Annotated in this window: 14 protein-coding genes; 3 read left to right on the forward strand and 11 right to left on the reverse strand. The window is 63.1% G+C overall.

Annotated features, from left to right (window positions below; genetic code table 11):
- Positions 1-3 precede the first annotated feature (3 nt).
- The 9 genes from ATI53_RS06660 to ATI53_RS06700 all read right to left on the reverse strand — a co-directional run bounded on the left by ATI53_RS06660 (position 4) and on the right by ATI53_RS06700 (position 10479).
- The gene (locus ATI53_RS06660; protein ID WP_111550002.1) at positions 4-678 is read right to left on the reverse strand and encodes an urease accessory protein UreF; all 675 of its coding nucleotides are present in this window, start codon (positions 676-678) and stop codon (positions 4-6) included.
- Positions 675-1142, reverse strand: coding sequence for an urease accessory protein UreE (locus tag ATI53_RS06665; protein ID WP_009504111.1), 468 nt, complete (start codon positions 1140-1142; stop codon positions 675-677). Before ATI53_RS06665 ends, ATI53_RS06660 begins: the two co-directional genes overlap by 4 nt.
- An 80-nt stretch (positions 1143-1222) precedes the next feature.
- Positions 1223-2737 carry an amidase gene (locus tag ATI53_RS06670; protein ID WP_009504110.1) on the reverse strand — a complete coding sequence of 505 codons (1515 nt, stop codon included), beginning with the start codon at positions 2735-2737 and terminating at the stop codon, positions 1223-1225.
- A gap of 55 nt (positions 2738-2792) precedes the next feature.
- Positions 2793-3500 (reverse strand): ABC transporter ATP-binding protein, encoded by a 708-nt coding sequence (locus ATI53_RS23840; RefSeq protein ID WP_009504109.1) that lies wholly within the window; start codon positions 3498-3500, stop codon positions 2793-2795.
- Positions 3490-4212 (reverse strand): ABC transporter ATP-binding protein, encoded by a 723-nt coding sequence (locus ATI53_RS06680; RefSeq protein WP_111550003.1) that lies wholly within the window; start codon positions 4210-4212, stop codon positions 3490-3492. The genes ATI53_RS23840 and ATI53_RS06680 overlap by 11 nt, the downstream gene beginning before the upstream one ends.
- Positions 4209-5249: an ABC transporter permease subunit gene (locus ATI53_RS06685; protein ID WP_009504107.1), complete on the reverse strand. Its 1041-nt coding sequence runs from the start codon at positions 5247-5249 to the stop codon at positions 4209-4211. Before ATI53_RS06685 ends, ATI53_RS06680 begins: the two co-directional genes overlap by 4 nt.
- Before the next feature lie 14 nt (positions 5250-5263).
- Positions 5264-6130 carry a branched-chain amino acid ABC transporter permease gene (locus ATI53_RS06690; RefSeq protein ID WP_009504106.1) on the reverse strand — a complete coding sequence of 289 codons (867 nt, stop codon included), beginning with the start codon at positions 6128-6130 and terminating at the stop codon, positions 5264-5266.
- Between the two features lie 21 nt (positions 6131-6151).
- Complete coding sequence (locus tag ATI53_RS06695; RefSeq protein ID WP_034452177.1) at positions 6152-7387, reverse strand: transporter substrate-binding protein; 1236 nt, start codon at positions 7385-7387, stop codon at positions 6152-6154.
- A gap of 515 nt (positions 7388-7902) precedes the next feature.
- Positions 7903-10479, reverse strand: coding sequence for a calcium-binding protein (locus ATI53_RS06700; RefSeq protein ID WP_111550004.1), 2577 nt, complete (start codon positions 10477-10479; stop codon positions 7903-7905).
- Between the two features lie 274 nt (positions 10480-10753).
- Here ATI53_RS06700 and ATI53_RS06705 point away from each other — a divergent pair, with 274 nt between their 5' ends.
- From ATI53_RS06705 to ATI53_RS06715, 3 genes are all read left to right on the forward strand, one after another.
- Complete coding sequence (locus ATI53_RS06705; RefSeq protein WP_111550005.1) at positions 10754-11485, forward strand: hypothetical protein; 732 nt, start codon at positions 10754-10756, stop codon at positions 11483-11485.
- Between the two features lie 279 nt (positions 11486-11764).
- Complete coding sequence (locus tag ATI53_RS06710) at positions 11765-11992, forward strand: AbrB/MazE/SpoVT family DNA-binding domain-containing protein (RefSeq protein WP_009504102.1); 228 nt, start codon at positions 11765-11767, stop codon at positions 11990-11992.
- Positions 11982-12377, forward strand: coding sequence for a PIN domain-containing protein (locus ATI53_RS06715; protein WP_009504101.1), 396 nt, complete (start codon positions 11982-11984; stop codon positions 12375-12377). The genes ATI53_RS06710 and ATI53_RS06715 overlap by 11 nt, the downstream gene beginning before the upstream one ends.
- Here the strand turns inward: ATI53_RS06715 and ATI53_RS06720 are convergent, their stop codons facing one another.
- Together ATI53_RS06720 and ATI53_RS06725 are read right to left on the reverse strand one after the other, a co-directional pair.
- The gene (locus tag ATI53_RS06720) at positions 12378-14663 is read right to left on the reverse strand and encodes an arginine/lysine/ornithine decarboxylase (RefSeq protein WP_009504100.1); all 2286 of its coding nucleotides are present in this window, start codon (positions 14661-14663) and stop codon (positions 12378-12380) included. It abuts the gene before it with no gap.
- A gap of 412 nt (positions 14664-15075) precedes the next feature.
- The gene (locus ATI53_RS06725; protein WP_111550006.1) at positions 15076-15885 is read right to left on the reverse strand and encodes an SDR family oxidoreductase; all 810 of its coding nucleotides are present in this window, start codon (positions 15883-15885) and stop codon (positions 15076-15078) included.
- Positions 15886-16023 lie beyond the last annotated feature (138 nt).

Consider the following 16023-nt stretch of genomic DNA (forward strand, 5'->3'; position numbering starts at 1 on the left):
GTGCTAGTTGATGAACAGCCGCCCCGAGCGCGGGCGCATCAGCGCCACGTCGGACAACGGCATACCGCTCGCGGGCAGCGCGGCAGGGTCGGGTTCGGTGGCCAGTTCGGCGATCAGCGGGGCCAGTGCCAGCAGATCGGCTTGGGTGGAAATCGCGCCCGCGACGCCCAGCCGGACGGCGGCGGAAAACGCGCCCCGCGCCATGCTTAGGGCCGAGGTCGCCAGCGCATTGGGCAAATCCAGCCCGCAGGCGCGCAGGAACACGCCGTGGGTCACGGAGAAATGCCCGATGCCTTGCGCCTGAGCAGCCTTTGCGCCGGGGTCCAGTTCGATGCGCAAGGCGCAGGCCGATGCGAACAGCGCATCGCCCGCGTGCGTGCTGTCGCGGCGCGGCGCCTCGGCCGGCATCAGCGTGTCGACAGTGTGAAACCAATCGGTCAGCATCGCGCCAGTCAGGCGGTGCCCCCCGGCCAGCGCCATCCGGTCAAAGCGGTACCAGCGGGTGCGCAACTCGGCCGCGATCCAGTCCGCCAGCGTCCGTTTGCAGACCTGTCCATCGGCCAGCGCGCTTTCCAGCCCCCAGGAAAACGCAAACACGCCGGATGGAAAACCGCTGTCGGCAAGCTGCATCGCGCGGATGGCGGCCAGGGTCGCAGGGGGGTCATACAGCGGGGTCATTCCGCGTCCAGAACTTCAAATTCCGCAAGGGCGCGCAGGTCGTGCAAGCGGTCGGTGTAGCGGGCGCGCGGGCCGTCCAGCACCACATCCATGACGCCGTGACCGAACACCACCTTCCAGTGCAGGTTGCCGCACCAATGGCCCAGCCGCATCGCGTCGTCCACCGAAGCCGGCCGCAGGCGCATCCGCGCCGCGCCATCAATGCGCACCACGATGGCCAGCCGCCCGTCGTGAAACAGCACCGCGCCGTCGCTCAGCGCCTGTTCGCGCGGCAGGGCAATGGCGCAATCGCGCCCCGTGTCGGTGGTCAGCCGCATCCGCCTGCGCGCGCCGTCGGCTTCGGGAATCGCCAGGGTTTCCAGACCGCCCGCGTGTTCAAGCGCGTGCAGGCGGTCGTGCCATCGGGCCTCTGCCGCCTGTCCCAGAACGGTTTTCAGCATCAGCGGCGCTGCGTCGTCTTTCATCGGTCTTGCCTTGCGGGAAAAAGGCCCGCCCCAGACACGCACGGGGCGGGCAGGTCCACCGGGAAGGTGTTCGGGAGCGCCTACCAGGCCGTCCAGTCGCCCGATTTCTCGAACGCATCACCCAGCGTGTAGAGCGTGCTTTCATCCCACAGCTTGCCGACCAGCATCATGCCGACCGGCAGGCCATCGACCTTGCCGCAGGGCACCGACAGCGCCGGATGATGGGTAAGATCGAACGGCGCGGTGTTGGCCAGCATTTCGAACGCGCGCTCGACGATGTCCTCGCGGCTGGCATCCGGACCGGGGATCGGCGTTGCGGTCATCGGCACGGTCGGCATCAGGATCGCATCGTAATCGGCCAGCACCCTGTCATAGGCGGCGCGCAGGGTTTTGACGATGTTGTGGGCCTTGCCGTAATACCGCTTGCCGTGCCTGTCCTCGGCATATTGAGCGAACAGCATGCCCAGTTTCAGCGTCTCGGACAGCTCGTCGGCGCGATTGCGCCAGCCGCGGTGAAAATCCATGAAGCTGGTGACATACAGGTCGGGACGTGATGTGCCGTAGCCATCGCCCAGCATCATCGTCTGGTTCAGACCCTGCAACCCGATCGGTGTCCAGAGCGCCAGACCCATCAGGTGCATCGGGATCGAGACTTCCTCGACGGTCACACCAAGCGCCTCAAGCTTTTTCGCCGCCTCGCGGACCTTGTCATCGGACGCGGCCTGCGACGTGGCATGGCCGAAGCCTTCCTTGAGGATGGCGACCTTCATGCCCTTGACCGGCTTGTCCAGCGCCCCGGTGTAGTCAGACACCGACACGTCGATCTGGCGGCTGTCGTAGCCATCCGATCCGGCGAGCACTTCAAGCATCAGGGCGCTGTCGGCGACGGTCCTGGTGATCGGGCCGGTGTGGTCGATGGTGATTTCGATCGGCACGATGCCGGTATAGGGCACCAGCCCATGCGTCGGCTTCATCCCCACGGTGCCGCAGAACGCCGAGGGCATGCGGATCGACCCGCCCTGATCGCCGCCGATGGCCATGTCGACCTCGCCCTTGGCAACCAATGCCGCCGAACCCGAAGACGACCCGCCCGCCGATTTCGTCGGATCGTGCGGATTGCACACCGGCCCCAGCGCCGACGTGTGCGACCCGCCCGACATGCAGAAACATTCGCAATGCGCCTTGCCGACGATGGTCGCGCCCGCATCCAGCATCCGGGTGACGATGGTGGCGTCGACGTTGGGAACGTAGCCTTCCAGGGTCGACGAGCCGTTCATCATCGGCACACCGCCCAGCATGACGTTGTCTTTCAGAACAACGGTCTTGCCCTTGAGCTTGCCGTCCGGCGCGCCCTGCACGGTGGATTTGACATACCAGGCGTTCAGTTCGTTTTCCGCGACGGGGGGCTGTTTGCCGGGCGTGCGCGGGTAGGTGATTTCGGGCAGCGGGTCGATCATCAGATCGACGGCGTTATAGGCATCGACATAGCCCTGCATCAGCCCCTGAAAGGACGTCACATCCTCGGGCGAGAGGTTAAAGCCAAGACGCTCGGCCACATCGGCCAGTTGTTCCTTGTTCGGAAGTTTCACAGACATCCGGTCATTCCTTGTCATGATGTAGTTTTTGGGACGCCCCGAGCGGGGCGCGGGGTCAGGCGGTGAAACCCATGAAGGCACTCACCGCACTGGCATCGGTCAATTCGGCCTTGGGGATTTCGCGGTCCAGCACGCCGTTGGAAATGGCGTAGACGCGATCCGAAAGACCGGTGATGAAATCGAGGTTCTGTTCCACCAGCACGATGGTGATGTCGATCTGTCTGGTCAGCCCTGCCAGCGTGTCCGAGATTTCGTCGATGATCGACGGCTGGATGCCTTCGGTCGGCTCGTCCAGCAGCATCAGCCGGGGGTGGCGGGCGAGGCACCGGGCCAGCGCCAGCAGCTGCTGTTCGCCCCCCGACAGCGCGCCGCCGCGCCGATCCAGCAGGCGCTTGAGCCGCGGGAACAGGTCGAGCATCTCATCCGTGGTGCGCGCCACCTCGGCCTTTTTGCCGGGGATGGCGACGTGCAGGTTTTCCTCGACCGTGAGGTTGGGAAAGATCTGGCGGCCCTGCGGGACCAGCCCGATGCCCATCCTGGCCCGCGTGTTGACGGCGGTGCCAAGGATCGACTGCCCGTCGAAATCGATCTCTCCCCCCGTCACCTTGACGTAGCCCATGATGGACCGCATCAGCGTGGTCTTGCCCATGCCGTTGTGGCCCAGAATGCCGACGACCTCGCCCGCATTGGCATGGAAATCGACGCGGTGCAGCGCGGGCACCAGCCCGTAGGCGGCCGACAGGCCCTTGACGTCAAGCAGCATTGGCCTGTTTCCCCAGATAGATCTCCTGGACCTCGCGGTCCTGCATGATGTCGTCGATCATCGCCTCGCGGAAGATCGCGCCGCGGTTGAACACGGTGACGAATTTGGCGATCTGGCGGATGAAGGCCATGTCGTGTTCGACAACCACCACCGCCGCGCTTCGGGCCGATTCCAGCACCAGCTGCGCCAGGCGGTCGCGTTCGTCGCCGGTCATGCCCGCCGCCGGTTCATCCAGCAGGATCAGTTTCGGCTCGCCCGCCAGCACCATGGCCAGTTCGACCAGCTGGCGCTGACCGTGGGACAACAGGCCAACCTCGCGCCGGGCGAGATGGGTGATGCCACAGCGTTCCAGCGTGGTCATGGTCAGCTCGCGGGCCAGCGGTTTCAGATGCTTGCGCCGGGCAGAAAGCCGCACGTTTTCATAGGCGGTGATGCCGTCGAACACATTGGGCACCTGGGTCTTGATGCCGACCCCAAGGTTGACGATCCGATGGGTGTGCGCGCCGGTGAGGTCCTGCCCGGCAAAGGTGACGTTGCCTTCGGTGGGGGTCAGCTGCCCGGTAAGGCATTTGAAAAAGGTGGATTTCCCCGCCCCGTTCGGCCCCAGCAGGCAGCGCAATTCGCCGTCGCGCAGATTGAAATCGACGTTGTCGACCGCCGTCACGCCGCCAAAGCGCATGGTCAGGCCGCGTGTGGTTAGAATATCGTTCATTCCTTCACCGCCTTTCCGGGGATCGTGGTGCCGTGGTTGCGCTTCCACAGAAAATAGCCCCCCAGCATGAGCGACCGCACCGTGGGCACGATGCCCCTGGGCAGCGCCAGCACGAGGATCATCATGATCGCGCCCAGCACGGCGATGGAGTTGACCACATCGACGGTGCCCAGTTGCAGCGTCAGCCATTGCAACAGGATGCAGCCGATGATCGGACCGACAAGCGTGCCGACACCCCCGGCCATGACCCAGACAAGCGCCTTGGCCGACATTTCCATCGACACCGAATTGGGGTCGATAAAGGCCTGATAGGTCGCCCACATCGCGCCTGCGATGCCTGCAATGCCCCCGCCGATGGCAAACACGACGACTTTTTGCTTGCGCACATCATAGCCCAGCAGGCTGGCGCGGGTCTCGTTCTCGCGGATGCCGATGGACACGCGGCCAAAGTCGGATGCGATCAGGAACCGCAGCGCGATATAGATGACGATCAGGAAGCCCATGAAGACCTGAAACATCTGGCCCGGGTCGAGCCATGCCGTCGGGTCTCCCGGAATGTGCAGCGTCGGGATCGACGGGATGCCGTTGAAGCCGCCCAGACGTGCCGAGCCGATGGAATATTCCGGGCCGGCGGTGTGGTTGATAAGCTTCCAGAAGATCAGCGCCACCACCAGCGTCACCACGCCAAGATACACATCCGACAGCCGCCCGTAGAACATGAAATAGCCCAGCAGGACGCCAAAGATCGTCGGGATGATGAAGGCGAGCACCATCGGGATGGTGGTCGACCCCATGTTGATCGACGCCACCGCGAACGTATACGCGCCGAGGCCGAAAAATGCCGCCTGACCAAAGCTCAGGATGCCGCCAAAGCCCCAGATATAGCCCAGCGACAGGGCAAACACCGACAGCACGACGTATTGCGTGATCTGCATGATGGTAAAGAGATCCAGCATCAGCGGGGCTGCGAACATCACGGCCAGTCCGATGGCGACCATGACGTAGAAACCGGGATCTCGGGTAACGGGTTTTTCCATGAAACCGTGGTCCCTTACAAAGATTTCTTGAAGATACGGCCGGTGATGCCCTGTGGCAGCAGCCGCAACAGAACCAGCGCGGCCAGAAGCAGGGCGGCGTCGCCATAGACCGGCCCGGCGAGGAAGGTCATTCCCTGGCTGATCGACCCCAGCAGCCCCGCCGCCGTCAGCGTGCCGGCGATGACCGATGCCCCCCCGGTGATGACGGTGATAAAGCTTTGCGCGATGAAGTTGACGCCCATCGTCGGCACCACGCCCGTCATCGGCGCCAGCAGCGCGCCGGCAAACCCGGTGACCGCCGAGCCGATGCCAAAGGTCGCCATGTAGACCCAGCGCGTCGGGATGCCCAAAGCCTCGGACATATCCGGGTTCTGCATGGTGGCACGGGCGATCAACCCGGCCTTGGTGAATTTCAGCGCCGCCCAGATCGCCACCAGCAACGCAATCGCGGCAAAGATCAGCACGAAGTTATAGCGCGGCACCTGATAGTCGCCGATGCTCATGCCGCCCAGCGGGGTGGCAACGCCGGTGACCGAATTGCCAAAAATCATCGTCACGCCGCCGATCATCAGCATCGACAGCCCCCATGTCGCCAAGAGGCTGTCAAGGATGCGCCCGTAGAGCCGCTGGATCACCAGCCGCTCGACCAGCACACCGAATATGCCCACAACGATGGGCGCAAGGACGAGCATGGCAAACCATTCGTTCACGCCATGCCGGGCGGAAATCACCACCGTATAGCCGCCCAGCATCAGAAATTCGCCATGAGCGAAATTGATGATCCGCATCATGCCGAAGATGATCGCCAGCCCAGAGGCCAGCAGCACCAGCCAGGCCACGGCGCGCACCATTTCAAGCGCGATTACAAGGGAATAGTCCATGCTCGTCTCCTGCCGCCGCGATCAGAGGCTGATCTCGAAATGCTTGTTCGAATCCGGATTTTCGACCAGATCGCAAACCATCTGCGTGTCGGCGGGCGGGCTGTCGGGGAAGGCTTCCTTGATTTCAAAGACCTGGTCTTGCAGTTCGGCGATGTAGACGTCGCGGATGGCGTGGTGGGTCTTGGGGTCGATCTTTACCTTGCCAGCGGGCATGTCGTAGGTCTTGCCCGAGGTCAGGACTTCGAGCAGGGGGTCACGTTCGGTGGTGCCCGCATCGGCAACCGCATCGGCCCACATCCTGACCGCCTCGTAGGTGACTTCGGAAATTTCGGACATCACCCAATCCTTGTCGGGATAGGCCGCCGCGACCTTTTCAAGGAAGGCCTTGTTGGTCGGGTTGTCGATTTCCTCGAAATAGCCAAAGGATGCGGTGATGCCGTTGCCTTCTTCGGCGGTCAGGATCAGCTGGTCCGACCCGCCCGCGCCCAGCACGGTCGACATCACCGGGATTTCCGATTTCATGCCAGCCGCCGCCCATTGGCGGTAAAAGCCCATATGCGAGGTCCCGACCAGCGCCGAGAGCACGAAATCGGGCTTGGCGCCCTGGATCTTGGACACGGTCGCGCCGAACTGTGACACGTCCAGCGGGAAAAACTCGGTCTCGATGACCTCGCCGCCGTTTTCCTCGACGTAGCGTTTGACCCAGGCTGCGGTGATGTGACCGTAGTTGTAGTCGGCCGCGATGGTGTACACCTTCTTGCCGTACAGGTTCATGCCATAGGGGATCAGGCGCGCAACGGTCTGCGCGGGGGTGGTGCCCAGGGTGATCTCGTTCCGGTCGCAGACGCCGCCTTCGTATTGGGTGTTGTAGAAATAGAAGGTGTTGTAGCGGTGAAAGATCGGGCGGATGGTTTCGCGCGAGGCCGACGTGATGCCGCCCATGACCACATCGACGCGATCCTTCAGCGCCAGCTGCGTGGCGTATTGCGAATACAGCGACATGTTCGACTGCGGATCGTAGATGACGGGTTCGACCATCTTGCCCAAAAGGCCGCCGGCCTCGTTGATTTCGTCGATGGCAAGCTTGAACACCTGGTTCATCGGCACGCCAACCGCATCCAAGGCACCTGACAGGTCGTGCAGGCCGCCGATCTTGATGGTGTCGGTTTGCGCGCGTGCGACAAGCGGGGTGGCCAGCGTTGCGGCACCCGCCATGCCTGTGGAGCGGAGGAAGTTCCGTCTGCTGAGCTTGGTCATGTCTGTTCCCTGTTGGTATATGGACCGGCCTGACGCTCTCCGAATTTGATTGAAACTGCAAATATCTATTTATCGAAATTATATGCTGCGGCCTGATTTTGCATATTTTTGCATCACTATCCGGGGCATAATGCTTAAGATATGTGCATTATACGCAACACCCCCACGGACGCCGAGCGTTTCGACATGCTGACGGAAGGGTCAACGACGCCAATGGCCGCTTGGCCCGTCAAACCCCCTTGAGTCGATATAGTTTGAATTTCAATATTATGGGCCCCTGGACCGCCCCGCCCGCGACCCGGCGACACCTCCGCTGACCGCACCCTTTCCGAGCGCCACGATCCAGGGCGACCCTGCCGTGATCGACACCGATCGCGATCGAAACCCTGGCCGCGATGCCGGAAATCGACAAGGCAAAGAGACTGTACGACAATACCGCCACGCCGAGTCGAAAGCGACCGCGCGTTCAAGACCGTGGTCCTGTCAGGCTGGAAAGGCCGCCTGGGCCAATTGCGCTAGAAAAATTCCATTGCCCCGGTGATCTGAGACAGCGAGAAATCGCCGGCGCCCTCCAGCGTCACATGCATCACCTCGCGCGCGCCGGTGTCGCTGTCGGTCATCATGATCGACACGCCCCGCGCGGTCAGGCTGATGCTGCTTTCGTCGAACACCAGCGACCCGGCGTTGTAGAAACACAGCGTGTCGCCCTCGTCGGGGTTGAAATCGGTCACCGTGACACGCCGCGATGTTTCGGTGAATTCAAAGGCATCCGCGCCTCTGCCGCCTGTCAGGCGGTCGGTTCCGGTGCCGCCGAAGATCGTGTCGTTTCCAGCGCCGCCGATCACCACGTCATCGCTGTCGGTGCCCCAGAAAACGTCGTTGCCCGCCCCCAGATCGACCCGGACCGATTTGCCGGCCATCGAATAGTCGGGACTGGTGAAATCCACCAGATCGGCGCCGCCGCCGGTTTCGATCTGTTCGATGCCGATGAACCGCTCGGCCGAGGCGCGCCCCGCGGAATCCCGCGACAGGGCAACATTGTCGTTGAACCCGGTGATCGCGTCATGCAGGAAAAACGCGTCCGCTTCGTCGGTCAGATGCAGCACATCATAGCCATCGCCGCCCCGGCTGACCGCCTCAATCAGGGTCTTGCCGCCCAGACCGATCATCTGGCCGGTGCCGACCTGGGCGCGCGAACTGACGTTTTCAGCCGCGTCGCCCCGCGCGAACACCGCCTCACCATCCAGCCAGATATGATCGTTGCCATCCTCGCCCTGCACGAAATCGCGCCCGGCATCGGCGTAAAGCACATCACCGCCCGCGCCGCCGCGCATCACGTCCGCGCCGCCGCCGCCATAAAGCGAATCGGTGCCGTTGCCGCCGTAGATGGTGTCGTCCCCCCAGCCGCCCGACAGCCAGTCGTTGCCCTGCCCGCCGTACAGCAGGTCGGCGCCGGCCTGGCCCTTGATCTGGTCATCTCCGTCGCTGCCCCGCAGGGTGTCGTCGCCCGCATCGCCGCGCATCGTGTCATTGCCCGCGGCGCCCTGGATGGCGTCGCCGCCCGCCGTGATCGCCTGCAATTCGACCCGCGCCATGTTCCAGGCATCAAGGCCCAGGGTGATGTTTTCGCCCGACCCGACATAGCCGTCGAAATGCGTGACGAGCGGGTCGGCATCGGAGTCGGCATGGGTGCCGCTTTCGCTGCCCAGCGTGCTGACCAGCGCGAACCAGTCGGTCGCGTCGAACATCTCCGACAGATCCAGACTGACATTGGCCACATCCCGCCCGCTGCGTTCGCCCGCGAACAGCGCCAGCGTGTCGGCATTGCCGAACCCGTGCACGTCGATCCGCCCCTCGACCGAGAAATCCAGAACGCTGCGCAGCCCCGCCGCGCTTTGCGCCAGCCACTGAAAGGCGATTCCGCCAAAGGTCAGCATGGCCTCGTCGGAATCGATCAGCGTGCGATAGGTCTTGGCGCTGGAAAAGGTGATGGGCCAGAAATTGGCATGGTCCACGCCGGCGGCGGAAAGTTCGAAAAACGCCTCGACGACGGTATGGGCGTAGTGCAGCCCGTTGGCGTTGCCGCTGTTGCTGTCCTCGCCGCGTGCGTTGCGCGGGCTCCATTCGCTGACGGTCATTTCGACGTCGCCAAGGCCGGTGACGTTTTCAAAGATCGACTTGATGACGTTCAGCGCAAATTCGTTTTCGGTGTCGATGCCGGCGAAGCCGTCGTCGAAATAAATGTGCTGCACCACCCCGGCGATGCTGTTCACGGCGCCCGCTTCGACGAGGGCATCGGCGATGGCGGTGGTCTGGGTGATCGCGTTGCCCTGCGCGGGCACCGTGGCCGTGCGCCAGCCCGACGGCAGCCTGCCGTTGTGATCATCCGCCCAATGCAGGATGAAATCCCCCGCCCCGTCGGGTTCCAGATAGGCCAGCCGGTCGGTCAGCGGGCTGAAGATACCGGTCGAGGCGGTGATCTGCACGGTGACGTCGATGGTGGGATAGGTTGCCGCCATGAAGTTGGTGACTTCGCCCGCGAGATAGCCGTATTCGGCCGCGGTCATCTCGCCGCTGCCCCAGAATTCGTTACCGATCTCGACGCTGGTGATCTCGACCCCGTTGGCGCGCGCCTCGGCCCGCGCGGTGTCGATGAAATCGGCAAGGTGGTCGAAATAGGCGGAATCGATGGCGCTGCGCGTGCCATATGTGCCCTGCGCCAGCGCCTGCGCCGCCGACTGGGCAAAGGCGACACGGGTCGGGATGACAAGCTGCGCATCGGCGCCGACCTGCCCCGCGACGGCGAAATACTCGCCAAGCGTGGTCAGATTTTGCGTCGACCCGTCGGCGCGGGTATGGAACTGCGCGCCGTAATTCCCGGTCTGGAAGCTCGCTTTGGTGAACGCGTTTTCGGTTACGCTGCCGCCGGGAAATCGCAACGTGCTGACGTTCAGCGACGCCAGCTGCGCGATCAGCTCTGGCGCTTGCGAGATTTCGTAATCGTATATGGTGACGTAATTCGCCCCGAACATGCCCGTTGTGACGGTCTGCATCGCAAAGCGTTCGTCTTCGTCAAGGGTATAGTTTGGCATCAGCTCTCATCCATCGTCGGATGTCAGAGCTACCGGCTTGGCTGGCTGCCAGCGGGGCGCGGGGTCAGCGGAATTGTGGCGATTGGTTTGGAAACGTCGAAAATCCGACGCGATTTTTAGGCGGTTTTACGGGTGCTGCCCCGGCCCCGCACAATTCTATCCAAATGCTTTGCGCAATGCGTCGCGGCCGGCGTGAATTTGCACCTTTCTTAAGGCTTGCCCAAGTGTCGCAGGCTATGGTGAAAAAGGTGGGTCATAAAACGGAGTTGGGGTCATGTTCGGAATGGTTGCGTTGTTTGCCGGGGTCCTGGGAATCTCGGCCTTCATGGTGACCGACATGACCTCGGATAACCCTGCGGACGAGGGCGAAACCGACCCCCCCCAAGACAATGGCGACGTGATCGACATCGACGTCGCGACCGGCGCGGCCGAGAACGCCGCCCAGTCCGAAGGCGATCGGGAAACAGTGGACGCCGCCGTCGCGGAACCGGCCGCACCCGATGACAACAGCCCCGATGACGAGGCCGGGGGCGACCCACTGATCTTTACCGCCGCCGGGATCGCGGCCAGCCCCGCGCCGCTGGAGGATTTCGCGCTTGTCGATGATTTTACCGAAGTGACCGCAGGCGATGGCGATACGGTCGGCTTTACCATGCCCGAAGACAGCGGAACACTGTATGTGCTGCCCGCCGATTATGTCGAATCCACACGGACCGAAGACGGAGACGAAACCTACGTCTATTCCGGCTACAACGTCTATTATGTGCCCGCCGACCAGAGCTTTCCACAGGATTACCAGTGGTCCGAAGACGGCGCGACGCTGTACAACGGCGAAACCTATGCGCAGGACGCTCAGGATTTCCAGGACGTCCGCCTCGTGGCGCGCATCGACAGCGGCTACATCGCCACCGAAACCGCATATGAAGACGGCACCGAAACCGTGTTCGACAACCGGCTTGGCGCCCCCCGGATCACCGCGAACTGCGCGGTGATCTGGGGCGCCTGACCTTATGGCACGGGATCGCCTGGCCGCCGCGTTACGACAGCCTCCGGCGGGAGTTTATCCGGCAAGATGAAGACGCGGGGCGCGCCAGAGATCACGGTGCGGAAGCGGGGACGGGGCAGGAACGAACGCGGGCCAACCGTCTCTTCGATGTGCTTGACCCGACGCGACATCCCCGGCGGAGACGCCAAACAGTTCGACCGCGCCGGCGCGGCGTTGCCGGGATTGTGCCGCGGCGGGCGATGATATACATAAGAGAATGTATATCCAGGAGAGCCAACCATGCAGATCGCAAAATGGGGAAATTCGCTGGCGGTGCGCCTGCCCGCCGATCTTGTGCGCAAGCTGGACCTGCGCGAGGGCGATCAGGTCGAGCTGGTGCCCGGCGATGCGGGTCTTGCGGTGACGCGCCAGCCCCGCGCCGAAGACGTGCTGCAAGGGCTGCGCCGCTTTCGCGGACGTCTCGCCCCCGAAGACAGGCTAAGCCGCGACACCGCGCATGAGCGTTGAGTTTCTGGACACAAACGTCATTCTTTACCTGCTGGACGATGGCCCCAAGGCCGACCGCGCCGAGGCGTTGCTGGCGCGGCGTCCCGTCATCAGCGTACAGGTGCTGAACGAAGCGCTGGTGAATTGCCGCCGCAAGGCAAAGCTGGGCTGGGACGACGCGGGCGCCTTTTTGCAAGGCATCGAAACCCTGTGCCAAATCGAGCCGCTGACCGCGCAGACCCACGGCGTCGGCCGTGCGCTGGCCGAACGCTATCAGCTTGGCGTTTACGACGCGATGATCGCCGCCGCCGCGCTGATCGCCGGGTGCGAAACCCTGTTCACCGAGGACATGCACGCCGGCCTTCTGATCGAAGACCGGCTGCGTCTGGTGAACCCCTTTGCCTGACTATCGCGCCACGCAATCGGCGTAATACCGCATCACGCCATCCGCGTCCCGTTCCGCCACAAGCCCGTGGATGTCGGTTTCGAAACCGGGGCATTCGCGGGCGAAATCACGGTTGAAACGCAGATAGTCGACGATGCGCGCGTTGAACACCTCGCCCGGAATCAGCAGCGGAATGCCCGGCGGATAAGGGGTGACAAGACTGGTGGTCACCCGACCTTCGAGGTTGTCGATCTCGACGCGGTCGGTCTTGCGCCGGGCGATCTGGGCAAAGGCATCCGAGGGCGTCATCGCCGGGTGATGGTCGGACAGGTAGATTTCCGTCGACAGCTTGGCCACGTCGTATTTGGCGTAGAGCGCATGCACATGCTGGCACAGGTCATACAGCCCCATCTTTTCGTAACGCGGCTGGCGCGCGGTAAATTCCGGCATCACCTTCCACAGCGGGTTGTTCTTGTCGTAATCATCCTTGAACTGCTGAAGCGAGGCCAGCAGCGTGTTCCAGCGGCCCTTGGTGATGCCGATGGTGAACATGATGAAAAAGCTGTAAAGCCCGGTCTTTTCCACCACGACGCCATGCTCGGCCAGGTATTTCGACACGATCGACGCCGGGATGCCGGTCTGTTCGAACCAGCCGTCGATGTTCAGGCCCGGTGTGATGATGGTCGCCTTGATCGGGTCAAGCATGTTGAACCCCGGCGCCATGTCGCCAAAGCCGTGCCAGGCGTCTTCGCCGGTGGTCTCGACGCCCTCGGAATCGGTTTTCTTGAGCTCCCAGTCGCGCGTGCGCCCGATGCCTTCGTCGGCAAGCTCGTCCGGCCCCCAGACCTGAAACCACCAGTCGTTGCCGTATTCCTCGTCGACCTTGCGCATGGCGCGGCGGAAATCCAGCGCCTCGTCCAGCGATTCCTCGACCAATGCGGTGCCGCCGGGGGGTTCCATCATCGCCGCCGCCACGTCGCAGGACGCGATGATGCTGTATTGCGGGCTGGTCGACGTGTGCATCAGGTAGGATTCGTTGAACAGGTGCCGGTCCAGCGGCACCTGTTCGGCGTCCTGCACCAGAACGTGGCTGGCCTGCGAAATCCCGGCCAGCAGCTTGTGCACCGATTGCGTCGCGTAGGTCACCGACTGTTTCGTGCGCGCCCGCTTGCGGCCCATGGCGTGGTACTGGCCATAGAACGGGTGAAAGGCGGCGTGCGGCAGCCATGCCTCATCGAAATGCAGGTTTTCGACATAGCCATCCAGACAGCCCTTGATGACCTCGGTGTTATACAGCACCCCGTCATAGGTCGATTGCGTCAGGGTCAGGATGCGGGGCTTGACGGTTTCGGGGTCGTAGCCTTGCAGCAGCGGGTTGGCGGCGATCTTGGCCTTGATCGCCTCGGGCTCGAATTCGCTGCGCTGGATCGGGCCGATGATGCCGAAATGGTTGCGCGTGGGTTTCAGGAACACCGGGATCGCGCCGGTCATGATGATGCTGTGCAGGATCGACTTGTGGCAGTTGCGGTCCACGACGACCACGTCGCCGGGCGCGACAGTGTGGTGCCAGACCATCTTGTTGCTGGTGCTGGTGCCGTTGGTCACGAAAAAACAGTGATCGGCGTTGAAGATCCGCGCCGCGTTGCGTTCCGATGCGCCAATGGCGCCGTTGTGGTCCAGCAACTGGCCGAGTTCCTCGACCGCGTTGCAGACATCGGCACGCAGCATGTTTTCACCGTAAAACTGGTGATACATCTGCCCGATGGGCGATTTCAGAAAGGCAACGCCGCCCGAATGGCCGGGGCAGTGCCACGAGTACGAGCCATCCTCGGCGTAATCCAGCAGCGCCTTGAAGAACGGCGGCTGGATGCTTTCGAGATAGCCGCGCGCCTCACGGATGATATGGCGGGCGACAAATTCCGGCGTATCCTCGAACATGTGGATGAAGCCGTGCAGCTCGCGCAGGATATCGTTGGGCAGGTGACGCGAGGTCTTGGTTTCGCCGTAGACATAGATCGGCACATCGGCGTTTTTCCAGCGCACTTCCTCGATGAATTCGCGCAGGTGCAGCACGGCGGGGTCCAGGTCGGGACCGGGGCTGAATTCTTCGTCATCAATGGACAGCACGAAGGCCGACGCACGGCTTTGCTGCTGGGCGAATTGCGACAGATCGCCATAGGAGGTGACGCCGAGCACCTCGAACCCTTCGGATTCGATGGCATCGGCAAGGGCGCGGATGCCAAGCCCCGAGGTGTTCTCGGACCGGAAATCCTCGTCGATGATGACGATGGGAAAGCGGAATTTCATGGGGCGTCTCCTGTTGGCGCGCCGATGGGCTGGCCCCCGTTGTTTCTGTGCGGGCGCTGCACGTCAAGGGCAGAGGGGGCGCTGCCCCCGCCTTCGGCCCCCCGGAGTTTATCGGGCAAGATGAAGGGCGGGGTTGCGCGCCGCCGAGGGGGGATCGGAAAGCTATGCGGGAGGTGCATTTCCGCTTTGCAGTTGCAGCAATTGTGCTGCGGTGCGGCATGCGCTAGGGTGAATTCAAGGCGCCGATGGTGCCATACAGTTTCCTGGGGTTTCTCCTCCTCCCTAAACCCCGGAAATTGGCGGCGATCTCCTCTCCTCCTCCCTGGGGATCGCCGCCGCCTGATCTTTCCTGATTCGCAGACGTGAAACGACGCCCCTGTGACAAAGCGCCGTTGGCTTGTCGCACACCCATTCAGCCGTTGCAGATCATGCCGCCGTTCACATGTAGGGTTTGCCCCGTCACGAACGACCCGTCGCGGCTGGCAAGGAACACATAGGCGGGGGCGACCTCGCGAGGTTGGCCCACGCGGCCCATGGGGGCGGCCATGTTTTTCAGGATGTCTTCGTCGAAATCCGCGAAAACCGACTGGATGTCGGTGTTGATCGGTCCCGGAGCGACCTCGTTCACACGAATCCTGCCCATCTGCTGCTTGGCCAGCGCGCGGGTAAAGCTGACGATGGCGCCCTTGGTGGTGGTGTAGGGCAGCAGCGTGTCGTTGCCGACAAAGGCGTTGACCGAGCTGGTGTTGATGATGCTTGTGCCTTCGGCCATATGAGGCAGGGCGGCACGGCTCAGGTAAAAGATCCCGTCGATGTTCACCGCGAAATGCAAGCGCCAGTCGTCGTCATCGACATCGACCAGATCATCGTAGGGTTTTTGCATGCCCGCGTTGTTCACCAGCACGTCGATGCCACCCCAGGTGTCCACCACCGTCCTTATGGCCCGATCGCAGGCCGCGCGGTCGGACAGGTCGGCCCGGATCACCAGCGCCTCGGCGCCTTCGGCTTCAAGCCCCCTGCGGGTTTCTTCGGCCTTGTCATCGGCGCTGTGGTAGATGATCGCGACGCGCGCGCCTTCGCGGGCGAAATGCAGGGCGACAGCGCGGCCGATGCCGCTGTCACCGCCCGAAATCAGAGCGCGTTTGCCCGCCAGCTTGTCGGCGCCCCTGTACTGGTCGTCGATATATTCGGGGTCGGGGAGAAAATCGTCGAGATCCTTCATGAGAGGTCTCCTTTCTTGAATGGGGTCAGGTGTTGATCGCGGCCACCGCGCCACCGTCGACCCGCCAGGCCGACCCGTTGGTAAAGCTTGCCCGCTCTGAACACAGCATCGCCGCGGCGACCGCGACTTCGTCGGCCT

This window comes from Salipiger aestuarii, assembly GCF_003259905.1.
Classification (GTDB): Bacteria; Pseudomonadota; Alphaproteobacteria; order Rhodobacterales; family Rhodobacteraceae; genus Salipiger; species Salipiger aestuarii.

What these genes read in the sequence shown, in the direction of transcription:
- ATI53_RS06685 (WP_009504107.1), bottom strand. Translation starts at nt 5,249, where the DNA reads ATGGAAAAACCCGTTACCCGAGATCCCGGTTTCTACGTCATGGTCGCC.
- ATI53_RS06690 (WP_009504106.1), bottom strand. Translation starts at nt 6,130, where the DNA reads ATGGACTATTCCCTTGTAATCGCGCTTGAAATGGTGCGCGCCGTGGCC.
- ATI53_RS06695 (WP_034452177.1), bottom strand. Translation starts at nt 7,387, where the DNA reads ATGACCAAGCTCAGCAGACGGAACTTCCTCCGCTCCACAGGCATGGCG.
- ATI53_RS06665 (WP_009504111.1), bottom strand. Translation starts at nt 1,142, where the DNA reads ATGAAAGACGACGCAGCGCCGCTGATGCTGAAAACCGTTCTGGGACAG.
- ATI53_RS23840 (WP_009504109.1), bottom strand. Translation starts at nt 3,500, where the DNA reads ATGCTGCTTGACGTCAAGGGCCTGTCGGCCGCCTACGGGCTGGTGCCC.
- ATI53_RS06700 (WP_111550004.1), bottom strand. Translation starts at nt 10,479, where the DNA reads ATGCCAAACTATACCCTTGACGAAGACGAACGCTTTGCGATGCAGACC.
- ATI53_RS06725 (WP_111550006.1), bottom strand. Translation starts at nt 15,885, where the DNA reads ATGAAGGATCTCGACGATTTTCTCCCCGACCCCGAATATATCGACGAC.
- ATI53_RS06670 (WP_009504110.1), bottom strand. Translation starts at nt 2,737, where the DNA reads ATGTCTGTGAAACTTCCGAACAAGGAACAACTGGCCGATGTGGCCGAG.
- ATI53_RS06705 (WP_111550005.1), top strand. Translation starts at nt 10,754, where the DNA reads ATGTTCGGAATGGTTGCGTTGTTTGCCGGGGTCCTGGGAATCTCGGCC.
- ATI53_RS06715 (WP_009504101.1), top strand. Translation starts at nt 11,982, where the DNA reads ATGAGCGTTGAGTTTCTGGACACAAACGTCATTCTTTACCTGCTGGAC.
- ATI53_RS06710 (WP_009504102.1), top strand. Translation starts at nt 11,765, where the DNA reads ATGCAGATCGCAAAATGGGGAAATTCGCTGGCGGTGCGCCTGCCCGCC.
- ATI53_RS06680 (WP_111550003.1), bottom strand. Translation starts at nt 4,212, where the DNA reads ATGAACGATATTCTAACCACACGCGGCCTGACCATGCGCTTTGGCGGC.
- ATI53_RS06660 (WP_111550002.1), bottom strand. Translation starts at nt 678, where the DNA reads ATGACCCCGCTGTATGACCCCCCTGCGACCCTGGCCGCCATCCGCGCG.
- ATI53_RS06720 (WP_009504100.1), bottom strand. Translation starts at nt 14,663, where the DNA reads ATGAAATTCCGCTTTCCCATCGTCATCATCGACGAGGATTTCCGGTCC.